Origin of the sequence: Pseudomonas savastanoi (assembly GCF_020917325.1) — a bacterium.
In the GTDB taxonomy this organism is placed as follows: domain Bacteria; phylum Pseudomonadota; class Gammaproteobacteria; order Pseudomonadales; family Pseudomonadaceae; genus Aquipseudomonas; species Aquipseudomonas amygdali.
The window spans coordinates 3,442,131-3,454,191 of record NZ_CP076652.1 but is presented as its reverse complement, the minus strand read 5'-3'; the positions used below and the strand labels follow the sequence as shown (position 1 = coordinate 3,454,191).

General features: G+C 59.1%; 13 protein-coding genes. 6 read left to right on the top strand and 7 right to left on the bottom strand.

What is annotated here, in order from left to right:
- Positions 1 to 8: 8 nt before the first annotated feature.
- The 4 genes from KP808_RS14420 (at position 9) to KP808_RS14405 (ending at position 3,817) form a co-directional block, all read left to right on the top strand.
- Positions 9 to 962 carry an aminoglycoside phosphotransferase family protein gene (locus KP808_RS14420; protein WP_230016362.1) on the top strand — a complete coding sequence of 318 codons (954 nt, stop codon included), beginning with the start codon at positions 9 to 11 and terminating at the stop codon, positions 960 to 962.
- Complete coding sequence (locus KP808_RS14415) at positions 959 to 1,894, top strand: choline kinase family protein (protein WP_230016361.1); 936 nt, start codon at positions 959 to 961, stop codon at positions 1,892 to 1,894. The genes KP808_RS14420 and KP808_RS14415 overlap by 4 nt, the downstream gene beginning before the upstream one ends.
- A gap of 136 nt (positions 1,895 to 2,030) precedes the next feature.
- A complete protein-coding gene (locus KP808_RS14410; RefSeq protein WP_004664870.1) occupies positions 2,031 to 2,291 on the top strand; it encodes a hypothetical protein in 261 nt (86 codons plus the stop codon).
- Complete coding sequence (locus tag KP808_RS14405; RefSeq protein WP_122259488.1) at positions 2,288 to 3,817, top strand: sodium:solute symporter family protein; 1,530 nt, start codon at positions 2,288 to 2,290, stop codon at positions 3,815 to 3,817. The genes KP808_RS14410 and KP808_RS14405 overlap by 4 nt, the downstream gene beginning before the upstream one ends.
- On the opposite strand, the gene KP808_RS14400 is transcribed toward KP808_RS14405, so the two are convergent.
- Complete coding sequence (locus KP808_RS14400) at positions 3,807 to 4,715, bottom strand: LysR family transcriptional regulator (RefSeq protein ID WP_230016360.1); 909 nt, start codon at positions 4,713 to 4,715, stop codon at positions 3,807 to 3,809. The genes KP808_RS14405 and KP808_RS14400 overlap by 11 nt on opposite strands.
- 128 nt (positions 4,716 to 4,843) lie before the next feature.
- Between KP808_RS14400 and KP808_RS14395 the strand changes: the two genes are divergently transcribed.
- Positions 4,844 to 5,707 (top strand): aldo/keto reductase family oxidoreductase, encoded by an 864-nt coding sequence (locus tag KP808_RS14395; RefSeq protein WP_230016359.1) that lies wholly within the window; start codon positions 4,844 to 4,846, stop codon positions 5,705 to 5,707.
- Between the two features lie 20 nt (positions 5,708 to 5,727).
- Here KP808_RS14395 and KP808_RS14390 read toward each other — a convergent pair whose 3' ends face one another.
- Entirely contained in the window at positions 5,728 to 6,564 is an 837-nt protein-coding gene (locus tag KP808_RS14390) for a pirin family protein (RefSeq protein ID WP_058402234.1), read from the bottom strand.
- A gap of 113 nt (positions 6,565 to 6,677) precedes the next feature.
- On the opposite strand from KP808_RS14390, the gene KP808_RS14385 reads away from it, so the two are divergent.
- A complete protein-coding gene (locus tag KP808_RS14385; RefSeq protein WP_122280826.1) occupies positions 6,678 to 7,589 on the top strand; it encodes a LysR family transcriptional regulator in 912 nt (303 codons plus the stop codon).
- Between the two features lie 31 nt (positions 7,590 to 7,620).
- Here the strand turns inward: KP808_RS14385 and KP808_RS14380 are convergent, their stop codons facing one another.
- The 5 genes from KP808_RS14380 to KP808_RS14360 form a co-directional block, all read right to left on the bottom strand.
- Positions 7,621 to 8,058: a helix-turn-helix domain-containing protein gene (locus tag KP808_RS14380; protein ID WP_230016358.1), complete on the bottom strand. Its 438-nt coding sequence runs from the start codon at positions 8,056 to 8,058 to the stop codon at positions 7,621 to 7,623.
- 290 nt (positions 8,059 to 8,348) lie between these two features.
- A complete protein-coding gene (locus tag KP808_RS14375; protein ID WP_230016357.1) occupies positions 8,349 to 8,972 on the bottom strand; it encodes a PqiC family protein in 624 nt (207 codons plus the stop codon).
- Positions 8,969 to 10,648: a PqiB family protein gene (locus KP808_RS14370; RefSeq protein ID WP_058402238.1), complete on the bottom strand. Its 1,680-nt coding sequence runs from the start codon at positions 10,646 to 10,648 to the stop codon at positions 8,969 to 8,971. The genes KP808_RS14375 and KP808_RS14370 overlap by 4 nt, the downstream gene beginning before the upstream one ends.
- Positions 10,641 to 11,255 (bottom strand): paraquat-inducible protein A, encoded by a 615-nt coding sequence (locus tag KP808_RS14365; RefSeq protein ID WP_058402239.1) that lies wholly within the window; start codon positions 11,253 to 11,255, stop codon positions 10,641 to 10,643. Before KP808_RS14365 ends, KP808_RS14370 begins: the two co-directional genes overlap by 8 nt.
- Positions 11,252 to 11,881, bottom strand: coding sequence for a paraquat-inducible protein A (locus KP808_RS14360; RefSeq protein WP_058402240.1), 630 nt, complete (start codon positions 11,879 to 11,881; stop codon positions 11,252 to 11,254). The genes KP808_RS14365 and KP808_RS14360 overlap by 4 nt, the downstream gene beginning before the upstream one ends.
- Positions 11,882 to 12,061: the final 180 nt, after the last annotated feature.

Sequence of the window (12,061 nt, the reverse complement as noted above, 5' to 3'; positions counted from 1 at the left end):
GACTGACCATGTCATATGCCGACGACCTGACCACACGCCTGCGCGGTGCATTGGCAAGCTGCGGGCTGGATGCGAACGCGCCCACTGAGGTCGTTACGCAGGGTGTGGCATCGCCTTCCAGGCTGTCGACCGAGTGGACGGGGTTTCGAGTGGTCGCTGCACAGGGCGCTGTTTACGCCAAGGTGCTGCATGCCGACATGGCGCAACTGATTGATTTCGAACAGGCGGCGCAGGCCAGTGAATGCGCAGGCCGCAGCGGCGCGGCACCGCGCTTGCTTGGCGCAGACGCGGCCTGCGGTGTGCTGATTTTCGAGGACCTGGGTCTGGACTGGCGTGCTGCCCGGCTTGATGACCTGCTCGCGCCGGGCCGTCTTCAGGCGCTGTGGGCGCTCAAGCGGCTGGTGCATGCCGGGCCTGTGCCTGATGTTGTGCGCTCGCCGATGATGGATATCGAGCGCCTTCGCACACTCTGCGAACGTGACAACGTTGCACTGCCGGCAGAACACCAATGGATTGACCGCTGCGTTGACATGGTCTGTCAGGCATTGCAGACCCGCTCTGTGCAGGCGGTGCCGCTGCACGGTGACGGCGTGGCCAGCAATGTCATGGTGTCACGCGATGGCCGGTTGCGCCTGGTGGATTTCGACTACGGCGGCTGCATGGACCCGTGGTACGACGTTGCGATTACCCTCAATGAGCTTTATTCGTTTGAAACCCAGTGGCGCGAAGGGATCAGCGCATGGGCGGGGCAGTGTCTGGAAGTCGACTATGCCGTCTGCCGCTTGTATGCGCTGATCAACGACTGGTACTGGACATTGTGGGGGCTTTGGGCGGGTACGACGTCCGTGCGGCCACTGGAGTTTTCCAAGGTCGGGCAATGGACGTTGCTGCGTTGTCGGCAGTGTATTCAGGACCCGCGCCTGGAAGGCTGGATGCGTCAGGTTCAGGAGGGTAGAGCATGAAAACGTTAGGGCAGTCTGTCAGTACCCAGGAACGACAACTTGAAGCTGCGGTGCGCAGTATCGACAGTTGGCAGGGACGGCGCGTCGGCTACGAGCCGGTCAGCGGCGGTATTTCCAACACCAATTGGCGGGTCGAGGTCGAGGGGGCCGACACGGCGTACTTCTTCAAGGTACCGGGCGCTGGCACAGAAATGTTCATTGACCGCCACACCGCCCACGAGGCCAGTGTGAAAGCGGCGCAAACCGGCTACGGTGCGCCGGTGTTTGCGTTTCTTGAAGCGTTCGGTGTCGAAGTGTTCGAGTTCATGGAGGGCTGGCGGGCATCCTCCAATCATGACTTCCTGCAGCGCGACATACGCCACGGCGCTCTGCACGGGCTCAAGGCGTTCAACGATCAGCCGTTGCTGAAACAGACCAAGACCGTGTTCGACATGATTGCCGAGCACCAGAACCAGGTGGCGGAACTCAAGGGCATCAAACCTCAGGATGACGACTGGTTGTGCCTGCAATATCAGCGCGCAAAAGCTGCCCTGCAAGCTTCCGGAATTGATCTGGCACCGTGCATGAATGACACGCTGGCAGGCAACTTCATGCTCAACGCGGAGCGTCAGATTCGCCTGGTGGATTTCGAGTACGCCTCCAATAACGATCGCCATTACGAACTGGCGCTGTGGTTCGGCGAGATGTTTTTCAGTGACGAGATGGAGCTGGCGCTGATCGAGGACTACTTCGGTCAGGTCAGCGCGCAAACCATAGCGCGGATCAAGCTGAACAAGGCGTTGGCAGATATCAAATGGTCAACCTGGGCAATGGTCCAGCACGCCGTGTCGCAACTCGACTTCGACTTCTACAAGTACGGCACCTGGAAGCACATGCGCGCGCGCAGCATCATCAATGATTCGCAATGGGAAACCTGGTTGCGGCAGGCATGACCCGTCTTCTCCAGGCATACCTGTAACAAGCACTCAAATAATAAAAAAGTAGCGGGTGACCGCGTGTTCCTTTTCCTGCTTGAGTTTTATCCGATCACTTATCCATAGCCAGATCCTGAAATTCAAGGAGCACTCCATGAGTAACGTTCCGTCTTCTGAAAACCCCGGCCGCCTGAAAAATCTGGTGTTTGGCCTGTACTTCTTTGCGCTGTTGATGATGGCGCTGTTTCCGCCGTTCTACCTCAAGGTCAGTGGCAGCACCGCGCTGGTGCTCGGTGTGCCACTGCCGATCTTCTACTGGATTCTGATCGCCGTGCTCATGGGGCTGGGCCTGTGGATGCTTTACGTGGTCGAGTCTCTGCTGGGTGAAATTCCACAAGAGGGGGACGGGCAATGATCAGCACGACTACGGTTTCGGACCTTTACATCACCTTCGGCCTGATCGGCGTGTTCCTGGCGGGCATGATTGCCGTGTTGTACGCGACCAATCGCAAGAGCGAGAGCTTTTCCGACTACGCGGTTGGCGGTCGTTCCTACGGCCCCTGGTTCATCGCCATGTGTTACACCAACTCGTGGTGGCCGGGTGCAACCTTTACCGCGTTCTTTGCACTGTCTGTCGGTGGCGCGCTGGGCTTTTACGGCATGGTCTACGCCACGCTCGGCGTTACTGCCATGTACCTGATGGCCAATCGTGCCTGGACCTGGGGCAAGCGTTTCAACCTGACCACCCAGCCGGATCTGCTGGGCATGCGCTTCAATAGCCCGGTGGTCAAACGCATTGCTTCGATCATTGGCATCATCTCGGTATTTCCCTGGGTGGTGATGGGCATTCAGGCCCTCGCGACGCTTTTTCAGTTCGCCAGCTTTGGCCGTTGGGGCGTGACCACTTGCCTGCTGGTAGGGGTGGTGGTGATCCTGATCCGGCAGTACTGGACGGTGAGCATGGGCATGCGCGGCCTGATCATGACCGACATGTATCAGGGGCTGATTGCCTACGTGCTGTGTGCCGCGCTGTGCATTTTCCTGCTGTTCGGTGCTCAGGCATCGTTCGCCAACCTGTCGCAACTGCCCGCCAGCATGCTGGTGATTCCGGGCGGCGCAGGCAGCACGTATGGGCCGATGTACATGTTCAGCCTGATCTTTACCGGGGTGATCGGCTCGATGTGCTGGCCCATGAGCTTTCAGCGTATCTATACCGCCAGCGGTGTGCGTTCGGTGAAGAAGGGCACACTCCTGACCATCATGCTGGTGGGTGGCTTCTACGGCATTCTGATGCTGTTCGCCGCGGCAATCAGTCAGGACCCCAACGTGGCCGCGCATCCGCAGCATGGCTGGTTCCTGTCACTGTTCGATATCGGCGGGCCGTGGTTGCTGGGGCTGGCAATCATGATTGTCCTGGCGGCCAGCATCGGCCATGTCGACGGCTGCGTTCAGGTGTGCGGTACACAGTTTGCCAATGACCTGGCGACCTGGAGCAAGCCGCGCAGTGATCGCGAGAAGACCGTTCTCGCCAAGGTGGGCATGGTGGTTTTCATCGCGGCGGCGTCTCTGCTGGCGTACCTGACCTTCGATTACGCGCGCCTGCAACTGCTGGCGCAGATTTCCTATCAGGGCATCATCCAGCTGGCCGTGCCGCTGTTCTTCGGGGTCTTCAGTCGTCGTGGCAACAAGCAAGGCGCGATTGCCGGCATGCTGGTGGGCATTGTGATCGCGATTGTGCTGACCACCATCTACCCCGATGACATTCCGGCTCTGGGTTCGTTGACCAGCGGCATCATCGGCCTGATCTTCAATGCGGGCATTTTTGTCGCGTGCGCCATTGCGATCAAGCCGAGTGCGGAGGAGGCCAGACGCGTTGATGAGTTGTTCGCCATGGCAGCACCGGCGCGTCATGGCGTAGGCCCGATTGCGGCTATGGGCTGATGTCGCGGGCATTGATAAAGTCGATGAAGGCCCTGAGTGGTGAGGGCAGGTAGCGGCGTCCTGGATAGTAAAGATACGGCCCGGTGAAGCGCTGCCACCAGGGCTCAAGTATCGGTTCCAGTGCGCCGCTGTCCAGATGAGGCCGTAACCAGTCCTCGAACAGGTGGACAACACCCAGCCCGTCGATGGCGGCCTGCACCGTCAGATCAAAGGCTCCGCCTATTCTGACGGTCAACGGGCCTGCCGGGTCGACCTTGACGGTTTCACCAGCGCGCTCGTATTCCCACAGCGGTATTACCCCGCTGGGGAATTTGCCTCGCAGACAGGCGTGCTCCAGCAAGTCTTTCGGGTGCACAGGACGTCCTCTGGCGTTCAGGTACGCGGGTGACGCGGCCGTGGCAAAGCGCTGGAACCTCGGGCCGATGGGGACGGCAATCATGTCCTGCTCCAGACGTTCATCGTAGCGGATGCCCGCATCACAGCCGGCGGCGAGCATATCGACAAAGCTTTCCTCGGTGACCACCTCCAGGCGAATGTCGGGGTAGGTTTGCAGGAATGGCGTGATGATCGACGGCAGCACCAGCCTGGCGGCGCTGACGGGGACGTTCAATCTCAACGTTCCTGACGGGCGATCACGAAAGTCGTTGACCACATCCAGGGCCGACTCAACCGCGCCAAGCGCGGGCACGATGCGCTCCATCAGTTTGGCGCCAGCCTCGGTCGGGGCAACGCTGCGGGTGGTGCGGTTGAGTAGCCTCACCCCAAGCCGCGCCTCCATGCGGCGTATGGCGTCGCTCAGGCTCGAGGCAGATTTGCCGCTGGTCCGCGCTGCCTCGCGAAACCCTCCGGCATTGACCACTGCGACGAATGCCAGCAGGTCCTGAATATCGGTAGTCATTCTTCCTTCCCCATCATGTCCTGTTCAGTGTTCTGTGAGCCGTACAGGTTGTGCCGATTACACCTGATTATCAGCGCAGTGCTCAATGCCTATAGTGAGGTACACATATCGGAATCAAGGGGCACACAATGAGTCATGCAAGCAAGGCGGGTACATTTCTGTTGGGCAGCCATCGCGTCAATCGCATGGGCTATGGGGCGATGCAACTGGCAGGGCCTGGCGTGTTCGGCCCTGCGAAAGACCCCCAGGCAGCCGTTGCGGTATTGCGTGAAGCCCTCGCGCTGGGGGTTAACCATATCGATACGGCAGACTTCTACGGCCCGCATGTCACCAATAAGCTGATTCGTGAGGCACTGCATCCTTATGCAAAGGACCTGTTGATCGTCACCAAGGTTGGCGCGGTACGTGGCCCGGATGCTTCATGGAATCCTGCGTTCAGCCCGGCGCAATTGACCGGGGCGGTGCATGACAATCTGAACAACCTCGGCCTCGATGTGCTTGATGTCGTCAACTTTCGGGCATGGGGAGACCAGCACTCGCCGGCAGAAGGATCCATCGAAGAACCCTTGACCGTGCTGGCCGACTTGCAGCGCCAGGGTTTGATCCGGCACCTTGGGGTGAGTAATGTCACTGCAAGACAAGTCAGGCAGGCGCAGGAAATCGCTGACATTGTTTGTGTACAGAATCATTACAACCTTTCCCACCGTACTGACGAAGCGCTGATTGCAGAGCTGGGCGAGCAGGGCATTGCCTATGTACCGTTCTTCCCGATGGGCGGATTTTCACCCCTGCAATCGCAAACCCTGACCCGAGTGGCTGGTCGCCTGAATGCGTCACCATTGTGTGTCGCCCTGGCGTGGTTGCTGCAGCGCGCAGCGAATATTCTGCTCATTCCCGGTACGTCCTCGCTGGCTCATTTGCGCGAAAACCTTAACGCCAGTGAACTGGTCATCGCGCCTGAGCTGCTTGCCGAGCTTGATAGCGTGGCGTAGCGCAATGCCGTGCTGTGCAGTCAGAGCCGGCCTTGTTCGCGCAGCAATGCGCCGATTCGCTCTATCTCCAGTTCGCCCTGAATGAGCGCGGCCTTACTGGTGTGCACCGAATAGTAGCCGGTGACCAGATCATGCGGGTGCTTGACTGCCGACCCCAGCACGAAATGGGTATCGCCTTTTGCGACGAAGTCGATAGGGCGATCAGATTCCTCGAAAATCGCCAGTTCGCCAGCGCTGATCGGGCCACCTGCATCGAGGTGTCCGGTGTTGATCGCCAGCCAGGCGACGCTATGACCTGCGGGCGGCGTGTAGCGCCAGTGCTCGCCGTCTTTCAGCTTTACGGCCAGATAATTCATGCCCTGTGGTGCAGGTATGCTGCTTTGTGCTGCACCGTAACGCCCCAGCAGCACCTGTGCCGGACCTTGCTGCGCAACCTGCGACGCCGCCAGATAAACGCTGTTTGCGGGGCCATTCTCTTGCGCTGCGGGCAGGGCTATCCATAGCTGGAAGCCTGTAATCGGCGCATCGCTGACCGGCTGGGCGTCATGCCACACGCCATTGCCTGCGCTCATCCATTCCACACCGCCATTGGGCAATATGCCTGATTTACCGGTGGTGTCTTCGTAGGCCAGTTCGCCTTCGATCATATAGGTCAGCGTTGCAATCCCTGAGTGTGGGTGCATGCCGAAACCTTTTTTCCCCGGCTCGGGTTTGAAGCCGAATTGATCAAGAAATACGAAAGGCTTCAATAACTGACCCAGATCGCCCGGGCTCATCAGGCGAGTAATAGGCCCTCGGCTTTTGCCGCTGGTGCGATGGGTGATGGCGCGTGGCTGAATGCTGACGATGGTGTTCATAGCGTTGTCCTCTGGGCCTTGATGCCTGAGTACAAAGAATAAGCCTCTGTGGATTGCTTGATTAGCCGGTATAGTTGGTTTGGAATCATCCATAAATAGAAGGAATCAGTCTCGTGGCGCTTGATCTCAATGATGTCGCCCTGTTTGTGCAGGTCGTGCGCAGCGGCAGCTTTGCGCAGGCGGCAAGGCATCTGGGCATGCCTTCCAATACGGTCAGCCGCAGGGTTCAGCAGTTGGAAATACAGCTGGGTACTCGATTGTTGCAGCGGTCGACACGCAAGCTCGTTCTCACCCAGGCAGGGGAGGACTTCCACGAACGCTGTGTGGGCGCTGTCGATGGTTTGATGGATGCCGCAGAGCAGCTTGTTTCAGGCCGTGAAGAGCCTGGCGGCCGGCTGCGCATCGCCGCGATGGCGGATTTTTTCGATTTCTTTTCGATGGAGTGGGTGGCTGATTTTCTTGCCGAATACCCACGGGTTCAGGTGGAGTTCGTGCTCAGCGATGAGCGCGCCGACCTGATCGCTGACCGTCTGGACATCGCGTTTCGCGGCGGCCCCTTGCAGGATTCGGGCTACGTAGGGCGTCAATTGATCGAAGAGGGGCATGACACTATGGTCGCCAGCCCGGCTTATATCGCTGCTCACGGCATGCCGGACTCGCTGCAGAGCCTGCACGGGCATTACTGCGTCAGCACGGCGCATCCCGGCGGGAGCACTGTCTGGCGCTTGCTCGGGCCGGACGCGAAGATGCATGAGGTGCAGATTGCCAGCCGATTCAATGCCAACACCGCGCAGGCATTGCGTAAAGCGACCCTGGCGGGGCTCGGCATTGCGCTGTTGCCCGCGACGCTTATCCGCTCGGATCTGCGTGATGGGCGACTGGTCCAAGTACTGACGCAGTACCAGCGTACCAGTCATGGTCTGCATGTGCTTTATCCCAGTCGGCAACATCTGCCGCCTGCGGTGTCGGCATTCATAGCGTTGGTGATGGAGAAACTCAGGGACAAGGCGTTTCCCGCGCAATGAGCCGCCGTGGCGGCACATTGCATGCTCTGGGTCATTTCAATTTCGAGGTCATGTAGATCAGCCGGACCGTCGCGACGGTAATGGCTTCTGCGTCGTTCTTGATGTTTTCCAACTGATCGCTGTCCACGTTGCTGTCGCCTGCGTTTGATTCAATCAAACGGGTCACGTGGTACAGGTTCTGAGTCACTTCGTGCAGGTTGCCGTGCAAACGCGCAACAACGCGGGTGAGCGGCGCGCAGGCCTGGCTGTTCTGAGCCGCTACGGCGGGTGAGCCAAGGCCGGTCACCACGTAGGCTACATCTACGCCCGCATTCGAGATACTTGAAAGGTAGTCTGCCCGGGGAGAGCGAATACCATTTTCGTAGTTGCCCTGAGCGTTGGTCTCCACGCCGCCTATCGCACCCAGTGCGCTTTGCGAAAGTTTGAGGCGCAGGCGCTCCTTTTTCAGCCGTGGTCCGATCCCTGTCATCCGTTTGTCCTCGATAGACTGTCCGCTGCAAGCCAAAGGCTTGTTGCCACACATCAGGGTTAACAAGCGTTACTGGCATTGACCGATAAGGCATTCCAACAGACCCGGAAACCGAGCATTCGGGTCGATCAGGTACTAACGTGCCAGACAGACCTCGGAGTGTACGTAGGAATTAAACAGGGTGATACATTTTTGTACGGACTTGAACGCTTTTAAGCGGCGGTTTTGCAAGGCTTTCTGCAGCGATGCTGCCTGAAACCGGGAGGTCTTTAATGGACCTCCCGATAGGCTTACAGGCAGTGAGAGGCGGGCTGTGCGGTCCAGCTCGCGGCAGTGGCGGCGATCTTGTCAGCCAGTCGGGACACGGCTTTCTGGTGGGCGATAATGAGACTTTCCATGCCTTCCCCGGCCTGTTCACGAATCACGCTGCTGCAAGTCAGGCTCTTGCGCTTGCTCCCGGCGGTAGCGCCTGCATCGCGAAGCCCGAGCGTCCAGACCACATCGATCAACGCATAATTGCCAGGCATCGACTCGAAGCGACGTACATCTGTACGGATCGAAAGCACCGGCTGATCGCTGTTTTTCGGCAGGCCAGCCATGTCGCTACTGCCGAAATGACGTTCAAGTTGCGGGGTCAGCGCATCATGAAACTCGTCGCCCAGCGGCGAGCCCCAGCGTTCGGTGTCCAGAATCGCGAGGCTGCCGTTGCCCTGGCGAACCACCAGTGGCGGCTGGTCAACCTGAACCGGCATCAAGACCGGCAGCATCTCGAACTGGAACGGCATGGGTCTGGCCGCTACGCTGCTGGCCGCGCCCATGGGCGCAATCAGGGTGTAATAGTGGGTCTGCGTCGATGTGCAGGCACCCAGGCCCAGGGCTGCGGCAAGTACCGCCAGTTTCAGGCGCAAGGTCATTGTTTTGGCTCCAGATCAATGGCTCGGGAAGAGGACGGGGCGTTGAACGAGCGTGGGGCTGCATCGCCCGTGCGACCGCGAATCAGCGATTCTGGATGGCGGCTGAGGAAGTCGGTTAGTACCCGTACCGAACGAGCGGTGCGCTGCACTTCATCCAGCGCCTGGCCCAGCTGTTGACGCGCAGGCGAATCTTCAGCGAATGAATCGTTGGCGGTGCCCAGCGTTTTTTCAGCCTGCTGCAAGGTGCCACGCATCTGCGGCAGCACGCTGCTGTTCACCTGTTTGAGGGTTTTCTGCAGTTCGCTGAGGCTGCCATTCAGGTTCTTCGCCAGGTCGTCGATCGGCAGTTTGCTGAGCTTCTCGACAAACGCCTGCAATTGCTCCTGCAGCTTGTCGAAGCTGCCGGGCACGGTCGGAATCTCCAGCGGTCGGGCCTTAGCGTTGAACGCGACCTTCGGCGCCTTCGGATCGAACTCCATGGCGATGTACAACTGGCCGGTCAGCAGGTTGCCGTTACGGACCTGGGCACGAAGGCCATTGGCCACGAAGGCGCCCAATACCCGGGCAGACTGTTCTTCGTCATCACCCGAGCCGCCGAGTTCCTTGAGCTTGGACTCGGCCGCCCCCAGGCGCTTGGGATAAATCACCGCGCCAACGATGCCGGGAAAGGTCTTGGTGGCCGGATCATAATCCAGGTCGACCGATACCACCTTGCCGATATTGACGCCCAGGAAGTCCACCGCTGCGTTGACCGTCAACCCGCGAAGCGACTGATTGAAGCGCATGCGGATGTAACGCGGTTCGCCATCGGGCGGAGCCAGTGCGGTGGCCTGATCATCGAATATCTTGAATTCTGCGTTCTCGTCGGCGAGTTTCGAGTCCGGGCTCCAATTGGGCTCGCGGAAGGCAATACCGCCGGAGATGATCGAGGTCAGCGACTGGGTATTGACCTTCACCCCTGACGCGCCAACCGTGATGTCGACCCCGCTGGCGTTCCAGAAGCGTGTGTCGGTGGTGATGTACTGATCATTTGGTGCGTTGATGAAGATCTGAATATCGACCCCGCGACCATCCTTGGACAGCTCGTAGCCAACCACCTGACCGACCTGAATGCGTCGATAGTAGATCGGTGAGCCAATGTCCAGAGAGCCCAGGTCATCGGTATGCAGTTTGAAGCGCTTGCCTTTTTCACCAAAAGTGACCGGTGGCGGCGTTTCCAGACCGGTAAAGCTGGTTTTGGTCTCTTCGGAGCTGCCCGCGTCGGCACCAATGAAAGCGCCTGACAGCAACGTGTCGACGCCCGAGACGCCATGCGCGCCGATGCGTGGTCGCACCACCCAGAACTGGCTGTCGATTCTCGTAAACGGCGCCGCGCTGGTGTTCAGGTCGATGCTGGCCAGTACATGAGTACGGTCTTCACTGAGGGTGATATCGGTGACCATGCCGATGATCACGTTTTTGTATTTGACCTGGGTCTTGTTGGCCTCAAGGCCTTCTGCGGTCAGGAAGCTCACGGTGATTTTCGGGCCGATGTTCATCCAGTCATGCAAGGCCATGGATACACCAATGATCGCGGCAACGATCGGCACCAGCCAGATCAGCGAGACGCGCAGGCGACGACGTTTGACTTCAGGGCGTGGCACTGAAGCAGACGGGGGGAGGGTATTGTCAGACATCTTCAACCTCTGCGTCCCAGATAAGCCGGGGATCGAAACTCATGGCGGCGAACATCGTCATCACCACTACCAAGCCAAAAAACAGAATACCGATCCGCGGCTCGATGGTGCTGAGCTCGCGAAACTGAACCAGAGACGCCACGAGGGCCACAACCAGCACATCGAGCATCGACCAGTAGCCGATCAGCTCGATGAAACGGTAAAGACGTGCGCGCTCGCGCATCGCCCAGGTGCTGCGGCGCTGACACGTGATCAGCAGCATGCCCAGCACCAGAAATTTGAGACAGGGCACCAGAACGCTGGCGACAAAGATCAGGATGGCAATGTCCCAGGAGCCGCTTTCAAAGAACTCCAGTACGCCGCTCATGATGGTGCTTTCACTGCGGTTGCCCAGCAGATTGGTGTACATCACCGGCAGCACATTGGCCGGGATATAGAAGATCAGTGCGGCAATCAGGTAGGCCCAGGTGCGGCTGATACTGTTGGGCTTGCGTCTGTGCACCGGTGAGTCGCAGCGCGGGCAGCGCGTAGCGTCCTCCTGGCAGGCGTAACCGCAGGTATGGCACAGGCAGAGCTTGTGTTCATGGGCGAAGGGAATGCCGTTCATTGCGGCGGCACTCCCAATTCATCCCACAACCTGCGGATGTCCTTGTTGGCGATCAGCAGAATCAGCACCATCAGCATGGCCATGGCCCACAGGCCGACGCCGGGATGCACGTCGAGCATTCCGGACAGCTTGATGATCGCCACCAGAATACCGAGCATGCACACTTCGAGCATGCTCCACGGCCGCAGGTGTTCCAGAGCGCGCATGCAGGCCCTGAAGCCGGGGGCGATGACGCCTTTGTGCGCGTGTACCAGCACCCAGAACAAAAGGGCGATCTGTAAAAGCGGCGCAAAGATAATCGAAAGGCCGGCGACCAGCGCAATGATTGTGATCCGCCCTTGAGCAAGGGCTTCAACCGATTGCCAGAGCGTGACCTCGTTGGTCAGGCCTTTCATGCTGATGCTGATCACGGGAAACAGGTTGGCGAACACAAAAAGCATGGCCGCAGCGACGGTCAGCGCCAGTAGCTGCTCGATGGTCATTCGGTGGCCGCGACCGAGCAGTGCCTCGCAACGCAGGCAGAACGCTGCTTCACCGGGCTTCAGCGGTTGCGCTTCGTACAGCGAGTCGCAATGCTCGCAAATGATCAGGCCAGAAGAGTGTTCAGTAGGATGCACAGTGCTCATCGACGCCATTGCTGCAGAGGTAAGGGGTGAGAACGCGAAGCACGAAAAGATACCTCGTTAATGGCAGTGTGAAGCGTTTTTTTTTTTGTACAGTCCACGCCAACGAATCGGTACACGTCATTGACCGCGGCGGCGGTGGGTGGTTCACATGTCATAGCGCCATTATTCCATGCAGGAGCA